The organism is Kitasatospora aureofaciens, assembly GCF_019192735.1.
Lineage (GTDB): Bacteria > Actinomycetota > Actinomycetes > Streptomycetales > Streptomycetaceae > Kitasatospora > Kitasatospora aureofaciens_A.
This window is the reverse complement of the sequence record NZ_JAHTKP010000043.1, coordinates 1-18,038: the sequence shown is the minus strand read 5'-3', so window position 1 is coordinate 18,038 and position 18,038 is coordinate 1. Positions and strand designations below refer to the sequence as shown.

Below are 18,038 nucleotides of genomic sequence, written 5' to 3'. Positions count from 1 at the left end.
TTGGCCCGGCCGGGGCATTCTTATCGTGAAATAGGGAACTGGGACCGCCGACACGGCGTCCCAATGCTCGGAGAAGCGATCACGCTCCGGACAATGGACGGTATGCCCCACGTCGACGTCCGTACCGCGCGGCGTGACTACGATGGACGCGACTCAAGGGCCCGGTAAGGCAGCTCAGCTGGTCTCCGCCCAAGCGTGGGCGCACGCAGTCGTCCACCCCCCATGAACTCCGAGCCCGGGAAGGCACCTACACCCCATGGCGAGCAACCTGTCGTTCATCGGCCGCGACTTGGCGATCGACCTCGGAACTGCCAACACGCTGGTGTACGTCAGGGGCAAGGGGATCGTCCTCAACGAGCCGTCCGTCGTCGCCGTGAACACCAACACCGGTGGCATCCTCGCGGTCGGCGCCGAGGCGAAGAAGATGATCGGCCGCACGCCGGGCAACATCGTCGCCATCCGCCCGCTCAAGGACGGCGTGATCGCCGACTTCGAGATCACCGAGCGGATGCTCCGCTACTTCATCCTCAAGATCCACCGCCGCCGCTACCTGGCCCGCCCCCGCGTTGTCGTCTGCGTGCCCTCCGGCATCACGGGGGTCGAGCGCCGCGCCGTCATCGAGGCTTCCTCGCAGGCCGGCGCCCGCCAGGTGCACATCATCGAGGAGCCGATGGCCGCCGCGATCGGCGCCGGGCTGCCCGTCCACGAGGCCACCGGCAACATGGTCGTCGACATCGGCGGCGGCACCACCGAGGTCGCGGTGATCTCCCTCGGCGGCATCGTCACCGCCCAGTCCATCCGGGTGGCCGGCGACGAGCTGGACAACGCGATCGTCCAGCACATCAAGAAGGAGTACTCGCTGCTCCTCGGCGAGCGCAGCGCCGAGCAGATCAAGATGAGCATCGGCAGCGCCTTCGGCCTGGAGGGCGAGAAGGACGAGCACGCCGAGATCCGCGGCCGTGACCTGGTCAGCGGCCTGCCCAAGACCGTCGTCATCTCCGCCGCCGAGGTCCGCGAGGCCATCGACGAGCCGGTGAACTCGATCATCGACGCGGTCAAGACCACCCTCGACCAGTGCCCGCCCGAGCTGGCCGGCGACGTCATGGACCGCGGCATCGTGCTCACCGGCGGCGGCGCCCTGCTGCGCGGCCTCGACGAGCGGCTGCGCCGCGAGACCGGCATGCCGATCCACATCGCCGAGAACCCGCTCGACTCGGTCGCGCTCGGCTCCGGCAAGTGCGTCGAGGAGTTCGAGGCGCTCCAGCAGGTACTCGACGCGCAGCCGCGCCGTTAGCACCGACGACACATCCGACAGTCAACTGAACGGGCCGCCGCCGCCCGGGCCCCACAGCCCCGGCGGCCGGCCAGGTACGAAGGGGCAGTACCAGCACCGTGAGGGACACACGAGAGAGCCGGCTGCTGCTCATCCTGCTGGTGGCCGTCGCCTTCGCGCTCATCACCGTGGACATCAAGGGCGGTGCGAGCTCCCCGCTCGGCGGTGCCCGGCACGCCGCCGCCAGTGTCCTCGGCCCGGTCGAGCGCGGCGCCGCCACCGTCGTCGACCCGGTCGCCAACACCGTCCGGGCCTTCCGCGACGCCGCCACCCACAGCGGCCGCACCGATCAGCTCGCCCGCGAGAACACCGAACTGCGGCAGAAGCTCGCCTCCTCCGACATGGCCGCCGGCCGTACCAAGCAGCTCGACGACCTGCTGCGCACCGCCGGCGCCGGCGGCTACACCGTCAAGGCCGCCCAGGTCATCGCGATCGGCCCGGCCCAGGGCTTCTCCTGGACCATCACCATCGACGCCGGCAGCGACGACGGCCTCACCCGCGACATGACGGTGATCAACGGTCAGGGCCTGGTCGGCCGGATCACCACCGTCGCCCGCACCACCGCCACCGTGCTGCTCGCCTCCGACCCCGGCTTCACCGCCGGCGCCCGGCTGGAGGGCAGCGGGGAGATCGGCTTCGCCTCCGGCGGCGGCGACAGCCCGATGAAGGTCTCCCTGCTCAACGGCAAGGCGCAGGTCAAGGCCGGCGACCGCTTGGTCACCTTCGGCTCGCAGAGCGGCCGCCCGTTCGTGCCCGGGGTGCCGGTCGGCAAGGTCGTCGAGGTCCAGGCCAACGCCGGCCAGCTGACCAAGACCATCCTGGTCGAGCCGTTCGTCCAGTTCACCCGGCTGGACCTGGTCGGCGTCGTGGTCGTGCCGCCGCGCAGCGACCCGCGCGACGGGGTGCTGCCGCCCGCGCCCGCCCAGAGCCAGGCCCCGGCCGCTACCGCCGCCCCTGCCGCACCGGCCGCTCCCGCCACCACGACCCCGGCCGCCCCGCCCGCCAAGCCCACTGGGGGGAACTGAGCCATGCGCCTCGCCCGCATCCCCGTCTCCGCCGTCCTCATCCTGCTCGGCCTGATCCTCCAGGTCAGCGTCTTCGGCCGGCTCCAGCTCCCCGGCGCCACCCCGGACATACTGCTGCTCGTGGTGATCGGCCTCGCCATGGTCTACGGGCCGAAGGGCGGCTGCGTGGTCGGCTTCGCAGCCGGCCTGCTGGCCGACCTCGCGCCACCGTCCGACCACGCGATCGGCCGCTACGCGCTGGTGCTCTGCCTGATGGGCTACGCCGCCGGGCTGCTGCGCCCGGACCACGGCCGCCAGCGGTCGGTGTCCGGCGCGCTGCTGGTGGTCGCCGTCGCCGCCGTCGCCTCCACCCTGCTGTACGCGATCGTCGGCGCGCTGGTCGGCGACACCGCCGCCCGGCACGTCGGCCTCGGCGGCCTGGTGATCAGCGCGCTGCTGTACGACCTGCTGCTGGCGCCGTTCGTGGTGCCGCTGGTGATGCTGCTCGGCCGCCGCTTCGGGCGCGGCCCGGCGGCTGCCGCCAGCGACGACGACGAGGGCGGGCCCGGCCTGGGCACGCTGGCCCGCTACCGCACCACCCGTGATGTCTCGTCGGGCCCGTCCTACAAGAAGCGACGCGGACCCGGCTTCGCCCGGCGCCCGTAACCCCGCCCCCCGACCTCCCGACTTCCCGCACTCTGGAGCGCACGAGACGTGAGCAACATCCCCGAGACCGGCCGTACCCGGCGGGTGACGATCCGTCTGGTGGTGCTGCAGATCCTGGTGCTGTCGCTGCTCGCCACCCTCGGTGGGCGGCTGTGGTACCTGCAGATCCGCAACGCCAGCGTCTACACCGCCAAGGCGACCGGCAACCACATCCGCGAGGTGGTCGAGCCGGCCGTCCGCGGCGAGATCCTGGACGCCTCCGGCCGGATCCTGGCCGGCAACGAGACCCGCCTGGTGGTCTCGGTCAGCCGCACCTCGCTGCTCCAGCAGAGGGACGGCGGCAAGGCGGTGCTGGGCCGGCTGGCCGAGGTGCTGGGCATGCCGGCCAAGGACGTGCAGGAGAAGGTCCGGCTCTGTGACGCCAAGACCCCGCAGCCCTGCTGGAACGGCTCGCCCTACCAGCCGATCCCGGTCACCAAGGAGGCGACCACCCAACAGGCGATGCAGATAATGGAGCGCCGCGAGGACTTCCCCGGGATCACTGCGCAGCCCACCGCCGTACGCCGCTACACCGGCGCCGAGGGCGCCAACATGGCCCAGGTGCTCGGCTACCTCTCGCCCGTCACCGACGACGAGGTCAGCAAGACCGCCGACAAGACCGGGTTGGACCGCTACCTGCCGGCCGACCAGATCGGCCGGGCCGGCCTGGAGTCGGTGTACGACCGCGACCTGCGCGGCACCGCCGGCATCACCCAGCTGGAGGTCGACAACCTCGGCCGGGTGATCGGCACCGCCGGCACCGTCGCCCCGCAGACCGGCGACAACCTGGTCACCAGCATCGACGCCCGGGTGCAGAAGGTCGTCGAGGACAACCTGGCGCAGGCCATGGCCGACGCCCGGAACACCTTCGACAAGGTCACCAACCGCAACTACGAGGCCGACTCGGGCGCCGCCGTCGTGATGGACGTGCACACCGGGCGGATCGTCGCGATGGCCAGCGCGCCGACCTACGACCCCAACCTCTGGGTGGGCGGCATCAGCGGCAAGGACTACCAGGCGCTGACCAGCAAGGACTCCAACTTCCCGCTGCTGAACCGGGCCATACAGGGTCAGTCCGCCCCCGGCTCGACCTTCAAGGTCGTCTCCACCACCGCCGCCGTGCAGGCCGGCTACTCGCTGGACGGGACCTACGCGTGCCCGAAGGCCATGACCATCGGCGGCCGTGAGTTCAAGAACTTCGAGAGCGAGAGCTTCGGCGCGATCTCCCTGGAGAGGGCGCTGGAGGTCTCCTGCGACACCGTCTTCTACGGCCTGGCGTACGACCAGTGGATGAAGGACGGAGGCATCAAGCCGAAGAAGGAACCGGGCGACTGGTTCTTCAAGACCGCCCACCAGTTCGGCCTCGGCGCCAAGACCGGCATCGACCTGCCGGCCGAGGTCACCGGCCGGGTGCCGGACCGTCAGTGGAAGCAGTCCTTCTACGACAACAACAAGGACGCCTGGTGCAAGCAGGCGGAGAAGGGCGGCAACAGCTTCTCCGACCAGATCGCCCGGGAGAACTGCGTCGACGGCTACCAGATGCGCGCCGGTGACGCCGTCAACTACGCGATCGGCCAGGGCGACACGCTCGTCACCCCGGTCCAGATGGCCCGCATCTACTCGGCGCTGGCCAACGGCGGCACTTTCTACCGGCCGACCATCGCCAAGGCGGTGATAAGCCCGAGCGGGCAGCTCGTCCGCGAGATCGCCCCGCACGAGGACGGCAAGTTCCCCGGCGACCAGAAGCTGCTCAGCTACATCGACCAGGCCACCGCGGGTGTCATCACCAGCGGTACCGCCGCCTGGAAGTTCGCCGGGGCCGGCTGGCCGCAGAACAAGATCGAGCTGCACGCCAAGACCGGCACCGCCGAGGTCGAGGGCAAGCAGACCACCTCGTGGCTGGACACGTACAGCAAGGACTACGCGGTCGTCATGACGATCAGCCAGGGCGGCACCGGCTCCGGCGGTTCCGGTGACGCCGTCCGCCGGATCTACCAGGCGCTGTACGGCGTGGACGACAAGGGCAACGTCGACAACGGCAAGGCGCTGCTGCCCGCGCCGCAGGCCGAGCTGCCGAAGTTCAACCCGGACGGCACCGCGATCATCAAGCCGGCCGGCTACAGCGTCGCGGACCCGTCCGGGCTCGCCGACCCGGGCGTGACCGGCGGCTCCCCGCGGGTCTTCCTCGACCCGGCGCCGCCGTCGGCCCCGCAGACCCTGCTCACCGCAACCGACGCCGCGCTCGAACCGACGCGCGGCGCGGGAAGGGGACGGGCGTGAGCGAGCGAAGTGAGCTCACCATTGAGAGGTGCGCGTGGGTGAATGCCCTCGCCGAGCGAAGCGAGGCGGGCGCATGAGCTCGTACGGCTCCTACCGGCAGTTGCGGCTCGGGCCGCAGCGCACCGGGGTCTCCAAGGCCCTCGCCAAGGACTCCCCGCTGTGGCGGCTGGACTGGATACTGCTGCTGGCTGCGCTGACCCTGTCGCTGGGCAGCTCGCTGCTGGTCTGGTCGGCCACCCGCGGGCGGGAGTCGCTGACCCACGGGGACCCGCAGTACTTCCTGTACCGGCACCTGACCAACCTCGTGGTCGGGCTGGTGCTGTGTGCGGTGGTGATAGCGATAGGGAGTCGGCGCTTCCGCACCCTCGTCCCGTTCGTCTACGTCGCCGTCATCGTGCTGCTGATGGCCACGCTCAGTCCGGTGGGCTCGACCATCAACGGCGCGCACTCGTGGATCCAGCTGGGCGGCGGCTTCTCGATCCAGCCGGCCGAGTTCGCGAAGCTGGGGATCGTGCTGGCGATGGCGGTCGTGCTGTCGGACCAGGTGGACGCGGGGGAGCGGGAGTTCCCCTCGCACCGGGCGGTCTTCCGCGGACTGGTCTGGGCCTGCCTGCCGATGGGCCTGGTGCTGCTGATGCCGGACGCCGGGTCGACCATGGTGATGGCCGCGATCGTGCTGGGCATCCTGCTCGGCTCGGGTGCGGCCAACCGCTGGGTGCTCGGGCTGCTGGTGGCCGGCACCGCGGGGTGCATCGCGATCTGGAAGCTCGGGGTGCTGAGCAAGTACCAGATCGACCGGTTCGCGGCCTTCGCCAACCCGCAGCTGGACCCGTCCGGCGTCGGCTACAACACCGCGCAGGCCCGGATCGCGATCGGCTCGGGCGGGCTGACCGGCAAGGGGCTGTTCCACGGGACGCAGACCACCGGGCAGTTCGTCCCGGAGCAGCAGACCGACTTCGTGTTCACGGTGGCCGGCGAGGAGCTGGGCTTCGTCGGGGCGCTGGCGATAATCCTGCTGGTCGGCGTGATCCTCTGGCGGGCCTGCAAGATCGCCCGGCAGGCGACCGACCTGTACGGGACGATCGTGGCGGCCGGGATCATCGCGTGGTTCTCGTTCCAGGCGTTCGAGAACATAGGGATGTGCCTGGGCATCATGCCGGTGGCGGGCATCCCGCTGCCGTTCGTCTCGTACGGCGGGTCGTCGATGTTCGCGGTGTGGATCGCGATCGGGCTGCTCCAGGCGGTACGGAGCCAGCGGCCGATAGGGGCCTGACGACGTGTTCGGCGAGGGCCGGTCCGGGTGGTCCCGGGCCGGCCCTCGGCGTGTCTCCGGGAGCGCTCAGAGCAGGCAGTCGGCGGCGGTCAGGACCGCGCGGGCCTGGTGAGCCACCTGGACCTCGACCGGCACCCAGCGGGCGCCGAACCGGTGGCGCAGCTCGTCCAGGCTCTCCGCGACGATCGCCCGGGCGCGGTCCCTCGCGGCGTCCGCCGCCGGGCCGCGCGCGTCCGCCAGCAGCCGCAGCAGCATCGACGCCACCCGCAGCGGGAGGCGGGCCGCGACCAGCCCGGCGGTGGTCACCCGGGAGACCGTGAGCGGCTCCGGGTACCAGTGGTCCAGCCACTCGTCCGCGACCGGCGGGGCCACCTCCAGGTTGAACTCGGTGGTGCGCACCAGCGCGCCGTGCTCCGTGCGGGCGCGCGCGGGGACGCGGGCGAGCAGCGCGGTCAGCTCCTCGGCACGCGCCTTGAGCGTGCGGGCGGCGGCGCCGACGGCCTGCCCGACGGCCGGGTGCGGGCGGGCGTCGCCGACCGCGTCGACGGACCACATCGGGACCTCCAGGACGGCCGTCACCGCGCCGAGCCGCGCGGCGTACGACCAGGTGGAGAGCTCCGGCTCGTCCGGCAGGGCCCGGGAGGCGCCGGCGCTGCCGGGGGCGGGCATCAGGTAGGTGCCCGGGGCGGGGCTGGCCCAGCCGATCGCGTCGAAGGAGTCGAGGTCGAGCGGGATGCCGGCCCGGCCGGCGGAACGGGCGAAGCGCTCGGACAGGCCCGGGACCGGGCGGGTGAGCTGGACGAAGGCGCCGCCGAAGTCCACGCCGTGCAGCGAGCACTGGAGGAACGGGCGGAGTTCGTCGAGCAGGCCGGTCAGGGCCAGGCTCTCCGGCATCGGCCGCCGGTCGGCGCCGGGGGCGGGCAGCATTTCGGGCTGCTCCTCGAAGGACGGGCGGAAGAAGTGCTCGTAGTGCCGTCGCATGGTGAGCGGGCCGTCCAGCCAGCCGGCGTTGAGCGCGGCGCCGTCCGGGTCCAGGCAGAGCAGCAGGTGCCAGGAGAGGCCGGGCCGGGTGGGGCGCTCCAGCAGCAGCTCGGCCAGCCGCACCGCGGCGGCGATGCCCACCGGCTCGTTGGGGTGCGGGCCGCCGACCGCGAGCACGGCGTGCGGGCCCCGGTCGATGGAGAGCAGCAGCAGGGGCCGCCCGGCCCGGGACCGGCCGATCTCGCGCAGGCGGCAGCGGTCCGGGTGGCGCAGGGCCAGCCGCCGGGCCGCGGCCTCGGCGCCGGCCACCGTCGGGTAGCGGGCCGGGGCCCCGGTGAGGGGCCGGGACGGACGGACCCGCCGGCCGGTGTCGGTCATGGTTCTCCTTGCACCCGGGCGCGGGGCCGCCGGGGCGCGGACGGTGCGCCGCCGGACGCGGCCCGGCGGAGCCGGGGTCGGGGCCTTGCGGGCCGGGGACGGGTCGCCGGTGGGGAGTCGGCGGAGGGCCGAGCGTACGGCCCAACTCCCGTCTCCGGAAGGGGTGCAGGGGGTCTCCGGCGGAGCCCTGCCAGTAGCGCACGGGCCGTCCGGGGGTGTCAACGGCGGACGGCGCGGGAACGGCGGGCGCGCACCGTGGGCGGCGGGGCGGCTGCGACGGCCGCCGGTCGCGCCGGAGCGCGCCGCGGGACCGGGGCTCTGTGGGGGGCGGGGGTGAGCCAGGCGGCCCGTTCCCCGGATTGGGCTACCCTTGAGGGTCACCCCTCCCAGCCGTCGCCTGCCGATGCGCGCGGCACCGAATCACGTCGTAAGGGTTCCTAGTACATGACTGTCGAATCGGTCTTCCCACGCCTGGAGGCCCTCCTCCCGCACGTCCAGAAGCCGATCCAGTACGTCGGCGGCGAGCTCAACTCGACCGTCAAGGACTGGGACGCCTGCGACGTCCGCTGGGCGCTGATGTACCCCGACGCCTACGAGGTCGGGCTGCCCAACCAGGGCGTCATGATCCTCTACGAGGTGCTCAACGAGCGCGAGGGCGTGCTGGCCGAGCGCACCTACAGCGTCTGGCCGGACCTTGAGGCGCTGATGCGGGAGCACAACGTCCCGCAGTTCACCGTGGACGCCCACCGGCCGGTCAAGGCCTTCGACGTGTTCGGCCTCTCGTTCTCCACCGAACTCGGCTACACCAACATGCTGACGGCGCTCGACCTGGCCGGCATCCCGCTGGAGGCCAAGGACCGCACCGACGAGGACCCGATCGTCCTGGCCGGCGGCCACGCGGCGTTCAACCCCGAGCCGATCGCGGACTTCCTCGACTGCGCGGTGGTCGGCGACGGCGAGCAGGCCGTGCTCGACATCACCGAGCTCATCCGCGCCTGGAAGGCCGAGGGCCGCCCGGGCGGACGCGACGAGCTGCTGCTGCGCCTGGCCCGCACCGGCGGGGTGTACGTGCCGAAGTTCTACGACGTCGAGTACCTGCCCGACGGCCGGATCGGCCGCGTCGTGCCGAACGCCCCGGGCGTGCCGTGGCGGGTGTCCAAGCACACCGTGATGGACCTCGACGAGTGGCCCTACCCGAAGCAGCCGCTCGTCCCGCTCGCCGAGACCGTGCACGAGCGGATGTCCGTCGAGATCTTCCGAGGCTGCACCCGCGGCTGCCGCTTCTGCCAGGCCGGCATGATCACGCGCCCCGTGCGGGAGCGAAGCATCACCGGCATCGGCGAGATGGTCGAGCGCGGGCTGAAGGCGACCGGCTTCGAGGAGGTCGGCCTGCTGTCGCTGTCCAGCGCCGACCACACCGAGATCGGCGACATCGCCAAGGGCCTGGCCGACCGCTACACCGACGACAAGATCGGCCTGTCGCTGCCGTCCACCCGCGTCGACGCCTTCAACATCGACCTCGCCAACGAGCTGTCCCGCAACGGCCGCCGCTCGGGCCTCACCTTCGCCCCCGAGGGCGGCAGTGAGCGCATGCGCAAGGTGATCAACAAGATGGTGTCGGAGGAGGACCTGATCCGCACCGTCGCCACCGCGTACGGCAACGGCTGGCGCCAGGTGAAGCTGTACTTCATGTGCGGCCTGCCGACCGAGACCGACGAGGACGTGCTCCAGATCGGCGAGATGGCGAAGAACGTCATCCAGAAGGGCCGCGAGGTCACCGGCCAGAACGACATCCGCTGCACCGTCTCCATCGGCGGGTTCGTGCCCAAGCCGCACACCCCGTTCCAGTGGGCCCCGCAGCTGTCCGCCGAGGCCACCGACGCCCGCCTCGCCAAGCTGCGCGACTCGATCCGCGGCGACCGCAAGTACGGCAAGAACATCGGCTACCGCTACCACGACGGCAAGCCGGGCATCGTCGAGGGCCTGCTCTCCCGCGGCGACCGCCGGGTCGGCGGGATCATCCGCGCCGTCTACGAGGACGGCGGCCGCTTCGACGGCTGGCGCGAGCACTTCTCGTACGACCGCTGGATGGCCTGCGCCGACAAGGCCCTGGCCGGCACCGGCGTCGACGTCGACTGGTACACCACCCGCGAGCGCACCTACGAGGAGGTGCTGCCCTGGGACCACCTGGACAGCGGCCTCGACAAGGACTGGCTGTGGGAGGACTGGCAGGACGCCCTGGAGGAGGTCGAGGTCGACGACTGCCGCTGGACCCCGTGCTTCGACTGCGGCGTGTGTCCCCAGATGCAGACGGCTATACAAATCGGCCCGACGGGCAAGAAGATGCTGCCGCTGACGGTCGTCAACGCCGCTGACCAGCAGAAATAGCCCGAAGTATGGGTGACACGGTGAGCGAGCTGTGTGACTTACTTCACAGCCTTCCGGAGGGTGAGCGGGAGCTCGTCCTGGGCGCGCTCGGCATGACGCGCGCCCCGGGCGACCCCGCCCACCCCAGGGAGGCCCGGCAAGGCGGCCAGAGGACCCCTCTGCCCGCCGCCCGGAGTGCCCCGGGCATCGAGACGTCGATCGAGTGGGTCTGACCCCTCAGCGCGACGCATGGAGCCTTCCCTAGCAGGACTCGGGAAGGCTCCGTTGCATGCACGACTGCGTCGGTCAAAGGACTGGCCTCACCGCGAGTACGACTGTGCGTTCGTCAGCATTCCTGCGAGTGATAGTCAGTAGATGGCGTCTCCCACCTTCGCGTGAAGGTCGGGCCGATTGTTGGTGACCGTCTGTACCGCATTACCCCTCGGTCGGGTATCGCGGAAGGGACTTGAGCCAGGCTGTGACCTTCAACGATCGTTGCAGGTCGACTTTGAAGAGGTCGGGGTACGCCTCGGCTAGCGCACGGCGGATGCTCGCGGCTTCCTGGATGGTGGCAAGGCCCTCGTCCGGCCGGCCAGCCCCTCCCAGGTTGGCGGACAGGTTGTGCAGGGACATGGCGAGGTCGGGCAGGTGGGCGTCTGGGTTTGTTTGGGCCAGTGCGCGGTAGTGGCGGACGGCTTCCTCGATGGTGGCAAGGCCTTCCTCCCTTCGTCCCGCCTCTCCCAATCGATTAGACAGGTTGTTCAGTGACGAGGCGAGGTCGGGCAGGAAAGCTTCTGGGTTTGTTTGGGTCAGCGCGCGGTAGTGGTGGACGGCCTCCAAGCTTGCGGCGAGGCCTTCCTCTTGCTGGCCCCCCTCCGTCAACCAATTGGACAGGTTGTTCAGCGATGAGGCGAGGTCGGGTAGGAAGGCGTCCGGACTGACCTCTGCCAGTGCGCGGCGGATGCCCACGGCTTCTTCGATTGCCGCAAGGCCTTCCTCCCATCGCCCCGTGTCCCCCAGATCGACGGACAGGTTGTTCAGCGATGAGGCGAGGTCGGGTAGGAAGGCGTCCGGGTTGCTCTCGACCAGTGCGCGGCGGATGCCCACGGCTTCCAAGCTTGCAGCGAGGCCTTCCTTCAGCCTCCCCAGCTCTCCCAGATTGACGGACAGGTTGTTCAGTGACGAGGCGACGTCGGGTAGGAAGGCGTCCGGGTTGCTCTCTGCCAGTGCGCGGCGGATGCTCACGGCTTCTTCGATAGCGGCGAGGCCTTCCTCCCGCTGTCCCGCCTCCCTCAACCGGACGGACAGGTTGTTCAGTGACGAGGCGAGGCCGGGCAGGTAGGACTTCGGGTTTGCTTGGGCCAGTGCGCGGTAGTGGCGGACGGCTTCCAGGCACGCGGCAAGGCCCTCCTCCCTTCGCCCAGCTTCCCCCAACCGATTGGACAGATTGTTCAGGGACATGGCGAGGTCGGGCAGGTGGGCGTCTGGGTTTGCTTGGGCCAGTGCGCGGTAGTGGCGGACGGCTTCCAGGCACGCGGCAAGGCCCTCCTCCCTTCGCCCAGCTTCCCCCAACCGGATCGACAGATTGTTCAGGAACAAGGCGAGGTCCGGCAGGTAGGTGTCCGGGCCGGCCTTGGCCAGTGCGCGGTAGTGGCGGACGGCTTCCAGGCACGCGGCAAGGCCCTCCTCCCTTCGCCCAGCTTCCCCCAACCGGATCGACAGATTGTTCAGGCTCGTGGCGAGGTCGGGCAGGTGGGCGTCCGGGTTGCTCTCTGCCAGCGCGCGGCGGATGCTCACGGCTTCCTCGATGGCGGCAAGGCCCTCCTCCCGCCGCCCCAGCTCTCCCAGATCGACGGACAAGTTGTTCAGGCACATGGCGAGGTCGGGCAGGTGGGCGTCCGGGTTGCTTTCGACCAGTGCGCGGCGGATGCTCACGGCTTCCTCGATGGCGGCAAGGCCCTCCTCCCGCCGCCCTGCCTCCCCCAACCGGATGGACAGGTTGTTCAGCGACGAGGCGAGGTCACGCAGGAAAGCGTCAGGGTTCGCTTCGGCCAACATTCGATAGCCGCCAGTGATGGTTTCGGCGAGGCTGACCGCTGTGCTGGCGAGGCGTCGACTGGAGGCCGGAAGGAGGCCATGGAGGGTGATTAGGTCGTTGAGGGGAGTTTCATCGTCGTTGATGACAGCGTCAAGGGCGGTAATGAGCGGCTCAGGGTGGTCGGTCTGGACAGCCGTGGCGATGACAAGACTGGCAAGTCGATGAAAGTTGTGCGTGCACAGGTTGGTGAGCTGGGTGTCAAGGCGGTCGTGGAAGACGGGGTGAGCGGCGGCGCGGCTGTACACGGTCAGCAACTGGCTGGCCTGAGTGTTGTCGGCGCCGTCGAGGAGTTGGGCGGCGATGGCGGGGTTGTCATCCAATACGCGGCCGATGTGGCGTTCAGCGAGACGGTCGGGCTGTAGCACTCCCCACGGTCGATCTCCAGATGCGGCAGGATAGAGGCTGGCGATCCACGCTGTGACTTGATCACGCCGGGCCCGAGTTTGGTCAGCCAGCATAGGGAGTCTGCGCCAAATGGCGTCGGCACCTGCGCGGTCGGTGGCGCCGACCAGATGGGCTGCGGCCAGTGCTGCTTCCATGGCTTCCGGATACAGATCCGACGGCACGAGGCCGCGGGCGGCGGCGCTCTGTTCCCAGTAATGGCTCTCGTGGGAAAGAAGACGATCCTCCACCTCTTCCGCCGTCCGATGAGCCCCATCATTCTTGCCCAGTCCGATCTGGTCGGCCGGCCCGAGGGCGGTGTCAAGTAGGTCAGCGAGAGCGGTCATGTGGAGGGTGAGTGCGTTGCCGTAGACGTCATGACTGAGCTGCGGTATCGGCAGGGTATCTGCGGAGGCCAGCCAGTTGTGCTCAGCAAGGCCCTCAACCTGGGGTAGGGCGGCGGCGAGCGCCCGGACAGCGTCACGGTAGGCGCCTGGACGGTCAGCAGGCTCGTTCTCCAACGGGGTGAGCAGGTGCGTGGGGGCGCTGCCTAGCAGATCCCGGGAGAGACGACTGTTGGTGGCGCGCCGCCACCAGTCGCCATCGGTGCGGGCCAGCAGAAGGATCTTCAGTGGAGTGGTACCCGGGTGCTCGACGGCGGCTTCGACAATGGCAGCCAGCTGTTGGGTGCGAGTCTCGGCATAGTCAAGGACGACCAATAGTGGCTTGGAGGCGTGCCGGATCTCTCGCACTTCGGCTGCGGTGGCGTCCGTGCGCGGCCACAGCACAGCCCACCGGTCTGCGGCCAGCAGCATGGAGAGGTGATGCGCTAGGCGAGTCTTGCCCTGCCCACCGGGCCCGTGCAGTAGCCAAGCTCCGAACCCGCCGAGCGCACACCACGCGCCCAGGCGTTCCAAGAGGTCTTCGCGGCCGTGGAACGGGACGGTCTGCCGTCCGGCCTCCAGCAGACCAACGGGCGACCCTATCCCTGACCGAACCCGAATCTGGCTGGCGGGGTCGGCTAGGTGCTGGAATTCCACCGCCTCCAGAGCGGCCGGGGCGATGCCGTGCTCGGACAGGACGTCACTGAACGAACGAGAGAGAGCTGGGAAGGGAGTGTGATGGAGGACGTAGGCGGGCACCACGTTCAACTGGCCACGGCCGGAGTAGGCCCTTTCAGAGGCCACCACGCCTACGAGCAGCCGGTCACAGAACACCGCCGCTCCCGACAAACCGCCCCACGGTGACGTGCCAGCAGGCGACCACTGCGGGGGGTGCTGGCGCAGGTCCATGACGTACTGGTTATCCACGAATCCACTGCCGGGGTTCACCTCGCCGCGCAACTGCGCGGCCTCCACGGGCTTGTCTGCGCGCTGGGCGACATCTGGCACGCCCCAGGTCTCGCAGCCGGCGGGCCTGTCCGTCGCCATTCGCCCCCAGCGAACGGGCCCGGTCGGTGCCTGCCACCGTTCGTCCTCGTCCACCCGGACCAGCGCCGCATCGTCCCGGCCTCCGGGCGTGCCGCACCACACCACTGTCCCGCCCATCGGCGGCTCACCCTGGCGGTGAGCGGCGCCCGGATGGAACACCTCCACCCTGACCCCAGTTCGGCCCGCGACATGTGCAGAAGTCAGCACGAGCCGACCGCCCACCGCGTACCCCGACCCAGGACCACCCGGCCCGGTTACTCCTGCCAGACGATCGCGTTCCACCCTGGCCCCTCAATGCGCCGCAAGCTGAATCTCCGCGCCCCGCAAGTTTCGTCGTTCCAGGACAGGGGTACCTCAGTCCGGAATGCGCTCCTCGGTGACCCCGGGACCTGACTGGCGGCCCGCGGAACCGGCGACCATCAGGTCACCGCCGTTGGTGTTCTTGGGCGTGAGTGTGAACGACACCCGGTGCGTGCGACCGCGCGATACCCCCGCCTCTGTCTCCGCCCCGACAGCCCATAGCCGGAACCCGGCCTTCGCCTTCGCGTCCGCGCGCAACTCGACTTCGAACTCCATCTCCACCGGTCCCACCGCGAACACGACGTCCTCGTGTTCCCCGCCTGCGGCCGCTGCTGCGATCAACTCGTCCCTAACCGCTGCCACCGCATCTACCAGCGGAATATCCACCGCGCCCACCCTCTATCCGATGTCCCGTCACCTCAACTCGAATACGGTAGAGCCTCTGCATTGATCCCTGGCGACAAATTGGCCAACTGGCGACCCGGCACCAGCACGGCAATGGCTTCCTGACCGCCACCGAGGTGGCCCGCAAGCCCGCTGCCGAGAAGTTGGTCGAACCGTCCCTCGGCCGTGGAGTGTTCCTACGCCTTACAGGTGTCACTGGGTCGCCCACCGATGGTAGCCGGTGGCTATCGGTGGCCTCCGATGAGTGACAGGTGTGCGGCGGCCGACTTGGACAGGCTCTCAAGGATGGCTTTGCCCTTCTCGGTCGTACCGAGCGAGGGGCGGCCGATGATGCCGTTGCGGGTGTAGCCGGCCATGCCCAGGGTGAGGAGGTGGGGACGCTCCGGAGCGTCGTGGTCGTCGCCCTCGATGCCGTCGCGGACGAGGTGGGGAGCGCCGTGGCGGAGCAGGGACACCTCCAGCTCGCCGCCGTGCATGTCCTCGGCGCCTGAGCTCTCAAGCCCGGCGGCCTCGCGGGCCTGGTGCCAGTCCTCCCGGATGGGGAAGAGGGCGACACGCGGACCGGCGGTGTTGGCTTCCTGGACGACGTTCGAGAGGACGTAGTTGCCGCCGTGGCCGTTCACGATCAGGAGGCCGGGGACTCCGGATGCCTGGAGGGACTTCCATGTGTCGTTGATCACGGCGTAGAGCGTGGCGGCGCTGATGCTGACGGTGCCTGGCATGTGGGCGTGTTCGTGCGAACAGGACATCGTGATGGGCGGCAGGAGAAACAGGTCGTAGTCGGCGGCGATCCGCTGGGCGATCAGGCTGGCGACGACGGTGTCAGTGGTGAGCGGCAAGTGGTCGCCGTGCTGCTCGAAGCTGCCGACCGGCAGCACGGCGACCTTGGCGCCGCGCCGGCGTTCGTCTGCGGAGGTGGCGGCCGTGATCAGTGCGTCCATGGGCCCAGCCTGTCTCATCAGGTCGTCAGCGGTCGAGAGGGTTCGCCGTGCCCATCAGGGTCAAACGGCCGGTGAACGTGGCTACTTCGGGTACGGCGTGCCAGTGCTGAAGGGCCTTGCCCGCTGCGGACAGCTCGGACATCGTCCGGGCGGACTCGGTGTCGATGGCGATCGACAAGGCCCGGCCGGCTGCGGCGGCTGCCTGCTCCGGCTCGCCGGACACTGCGTAGGCGCGCGCCAGCCGAGAGAGGTACACGCCTTGGTCGTTGCGGTAGATCGGGGGCAGGGACCGGAGCTCTGACTCGAACATGCCCACGGCCGTGTGCGGGTCGCCGAAGTCGATCAAGCAGTTCGCCCGCTGCATCTCGACGTAGGTCGGCGTGCAGTACGCCAGATCGAGTGCGTCGTCGGCGTGTGAGTCTTCCGGCTCGGCGGCGAGTTCGTGGGCCTCATCGAACTTGGCCTGGGCGAAGCGCGGGTTGCCCATGAGCGCGTGGCCCTGGGCCTCCTGCTGCGCGGCCAAAGCCCGGATGCGCTGCGTGGCCCCGACGGAACGTTGAGCGGCACGCGCGAGGCTGACGGCCTTCTGGGCACTGCGTTGGGCGGTGGCCTGATTGCTCTTCCGGAAGAGCACGTAAGCGGCCATGACGTCGTCGCCGCTCTCCTGGGCCCACTCCATGGCACGGTCCGACCAGTAGAGGGCCTGGTCGAAGTCCCCGAGGTCCTGGTTCAGCCAGCCCAGGAACTCCGCGGTGCGGGCACCGATGGTCAGGAGCTTGTCTCGGGCGCTGCCTCCAGCGTTTTGCTGGAGGCGGTCGAGCAGTTGGACGTGGCGGGTCACCGCGTCGAGCGCGTGGCGGGACCCGAGTAGGTTGGCGGCCCTGTAGTGGCCAGGCATGGCCGTGCGCAGGTGGCTGACGAAGAACTCCGGGTCGATCGGTGCGCTGAGGCCTTGGCCGCTGGCGGTCGGCGCCGGAGCGTGGCATCGGGGCTGCGTCGGCGCTGCTTCCTGTTCCCACATCCGAGAGGCCAGCCCGAGCATGCGGCCGGGGATGTGCAGTCCGTCCGCGATGCGCTCGACAAGATCGATCTTCTCGATCTTGCGCTTGCCCGCGATGACCTCGCCGACCCGGCTGGGCGTCATGTCACAGGCGCGAGCGATGAGCGACGGGTAGACCCCGGCCAGTTTGAGCAGCCGGAACACGGCGGCGAAGTCGCGTCTTCGGCACGCGGCGATCATCTCCGGGTTGGACAGCAGGACCGCTGGTAGCCGGTCCGGTACGCGTGCCTCGGTCACCACTGCCCCCGGTGTTGATCAGTAGCCGCCGCAAGGAAGTTGATTGCCTGTGAGTTTACCCACATTGGGTAATCAGCTTGGGTGCGAAGCCTGCACTCCCTCTCGGCAGCCTGGTGTCAAGGGCCGGAACGTCCAGGTTCGGGCCTCCCATTGGGCGCCGGGAGGGTGGTGCGGGTGATCAGTTCGGGTGAACCCCAAGTCGGTAGTGGGACCGGTCGGCTGGCCATTGGGATGTCCGCGTTCGAGGCGACGCTTCCGCGGCATCGGCTGTCGGCTCACAGGGCTCGCTTGCTGCTGCGGGACTTCCTAATCGGCGTTCCCGGAGCGTCTGCGCTCCTGCCGGGCGGTCTTCTTGTGCTGTCCGAGCTGGTGACCAACGCCGTGGTGCACGCCCGCGTGCCCAAGGGGCGGCGCATCGCCATCCGGTTCGAGCTGGTCTGTGACCACCTTCGGATGGAGGTACACGACGCGAGCAGCGAGCGGCCGGTGATCCGGCGGTCCACCTGCGCCGACCACGTGTCTGGCCGGGGGTTGTGCCTGGTGGAGGCCTTGTCGGCGGAGTGGGGCTGCACCCCTCGGCCTGAGGGTATCGGGAAGATCGTTTGGGCTCTGGTGGGTCCGGAAGGTGGTGCGTGATGAGGTTCGGGAGGCCGTCCGGGGTGGCGGGGACGCGGTGCTTCTACTGCGGTGCGGGGCTGCGGAAGGCGCTGGCACGGTACATCGTCGTGAACGGTCAGGGGTCATGTCCCGTGAAGTGGTGTAGTGGTCGTTTGCCAACGGTCATGCGGTGGGTGGTAGTTGGTCGCGAGCCTGCTCGCCAGGGTAGAGCTGGTCCATGCTGCCCTCAGGCAGATAGCGGCGGGGG

The 18,038-nt window shown here is 69.9% G+C and carries 12 protein-coding genes; 7 read left to right on the top strand and 5 right to left on the bottom strand.

All coding sequences use genetic code 11. The annotated features are described in order from the left end of the window. Positions 1–268 precede the first annotated feature (268 nt). The 5 genes from KV557_RS30245 (at position 269) to rodA (ending at position 6,595) form a co-directional block, all read left to right on the top strand. A complete protein-coding gene (locus tag KV557_RS30245) occupies positions 269–1,294 on the top strand; it encodes a rod shape-determining protein (protein ID WP_030256393.1) in 1,026 nt (341 codons plus the stop codon). A gap of 98 nt (positions 1,295–1,392) precedes the next feature. Beyond that, on the top strand, positions 1,393–2,358 hold the full coding sequence (gene mreC, locus KV557_RS30240; RefSeq protein ID WP_218204732.1) for a rod shape-determining protein MreC: 966 nt from the start codon (positions 1,393–1,395) through the stop codon (positions 2,356–2,358). Between the two features lie 3 nt (positions 2,359–2,361). Continuing rightward, on the top strand, positions 2,362–3,003 hold the full coding sequence (gene mreD / locus KV557_RS30235; RefSeq protein WP_218204731.1) for a rod shape-determining protein MreD: 642 nt from the start codon (positions 2,362–2,364) through the stop codon (positions 3,001–3,003). A gap of 48 nt (positions 3,004–3,051) precedes the next feature. Beyond that, positions 3,052–5,322, top strand: a complete 2,271-nt coding sequence (mrdA, locus tag KV557_RS30230; RefSeq protein ID WP_218204730.1) for a penicillin-binding protein 2 — start codon at positions 3,052–3,054, stop codon at positions 5,320–5,322. 73 nt (positions 5,323–5,395) lie between these two features. After that, positions 5,396–6,595 carry a rod shape-determining protein RodA gene (rodA, locus tag KV557_RS30225; RefSeq protein ID WP_218204729.1) on the top strand — a complete coding sequence of 400 codons (1,200 nt, stop codon included), beginning with the start codon at positions 5,396–5,398 and terminating at the stop codon, positions 6,593–6,595. A gap of 66 nt (positions 6,596–6,661) precedes the next feature. On the opposite strand, the gene KV557_RS30220 is transcribed toward rodA, so the two are convergent. Further along, positions 6,662–7,954, bottom strand: coding sequence for a M14 family zinc carboxypeptidase (locus KV557_RS30220; RefSeq protein WP_218204728.1), 1,293 nt, complete (start codon positions 7,952–7,954; stop codon positions 6,662–6,664). A 444-nt stretch (positions 7,955–8,398) separates the two neighbouring features. On the opposite strand from KV557_RS30220, the gene KV557_RS30215 reads away from it, so the two are divergent. Beyond that, complete coding sequence (locus tag KV557_RS30215; protein WP_218204727.1) at positions 8,399–10,342, top strand: TIGR03960 family B12-binding radical SAM protein; 1,944 nt, start codon at positions 8,399–8,401, stop codon at positions 10,340–10,342. A 414-nt stretch (positions 10,343–10,756) separates the two neighbouring features. On the opposite strand, the gene KV557_RS30210 is transcribed toward KV557_RS30215, so the two are convergent. The 4 genes from KV557_RS30210 to KV557_RS30195 all read right to left on the bottom strand — a co-directional run bounded on the left by KV557_RS30210 (position 10,757) and on the right by KV557_RS30195 (position 17,116). Beyond that, entirely contained in the window at positions 10,757–14,347 is a 3,591-nt protein-coding gene (locus tag KV557_RS30210) for a tetratricopeptide repeat protein (protein ID WP_218204726.1), read from the bottom strand. Positions 14,348–14,584: 237 nt separating this feature from the next. Continuing rightward, positions 14,585–14,917, bottom strand: coding sequence for a trypco2 family protein (locus tag KV557_RS30205; protein WP_218204725.1), 333 nt, complete (start codon positions 14,915–14,917; stop codon positions 14,585–14,587). 242 nt (positions 14,918–15,159) lie between these two features. Then, positions 15,160–15,876 (bottom strand): creatininase family protein, encoded by a 717-nt coding sequence (locus KV557_RS30200; RefSeq protein ID WP_218204724.1) that lies wholly within the window; start codon positions 15,874–15,876, stop codon positions 15,160–15,162. Between the two features lie 25 nt (positions 15,877–15,901). Further along, entirely contained in the window at positions 15,902–17,116 is a 1,215-nt protein-coding gene (locus tag KV557_RS30195) for a hypothetical protein (RefSeq protein ID WP_218204723.1), read from the bottom strand. Positions 17,117–17,404: 288 nt separating this feature from the next. Here KV557_RS30195 and KV557_RS44970 point away from each other — a divergent pair, with 288 nt between their 5' ends. Further along, positions 17,405–17,809, top strand: coding sequence for an ATP-binding protein (locus KV557_RS44970; protein WP_374106693.1), 405 nt, complete (start codon positions 17,405–17,407; stop codon positions 17,807–17,809). Positions 17,810–18,038 lie beyond the last annotated feature (229 nt).

Excerpts from the sequence above, each read along its gene's own strand:
- mreD (WP_218204731.1), top strand. The coding sequence starts at position 2,362 with ATGCGCCTCGCCCGCATCCCCGTCTCCGCCGTCCTCATCCTGCTCGGC.
- rodA (WP_218204729.1), top strand. The coding sequence starts at position 5,396 with ATGAGCTCGTACGGCTCCTACCGGCAGTTGCGGCTCGGGCCGCAGCGC.
- KV557_RS30220 (WP_218204728.1), bottom strand. The coding sequence starts at position 7,954 with ATGACCGACACCGGCCGGCGGGTCCGTCCGTCCCGGCCCCTCACCGGG.
- KV557_RS30215 (WP_218204727.1), top strand. The coding sequence starts at position 8,399 with ATGACTGTCGAATCGGTCTTCCCACGCCTGGAGGCCCTCCTCCCGCAC.
- KV557_RS30210 (WP_218204726.1), bottom strand. The coding sequence starts at position 14,347 with ATGGGCGGGACAGTGGTGTGGTGCGGCACGCCCGGAGGCCGGGACGAT.
- KV557_RS30200 (WP_218204724.1), bottom strand. The coding sequence starts at position 15,876 with ATGGACGCACTGATCACGGCCGCCACCTCCGCAGACGAACGCCGGCGC.
- KV557_RS30195 (WP_218204723.1), bottom strand. The coding sequence starts at position 17,116 with ATGATCGCCGCGTGCCGAAGACGCGACTTCGCCGCCGTGTTCCGGCTG.
- KV557_RS44970 (WP_374106693.1), top strand. The coding sequence starts at position 17,405 with ATGTCCGCGTTCGAGGCGACGCTTCCGCGGCATCGGCTGTCGGCTCAC.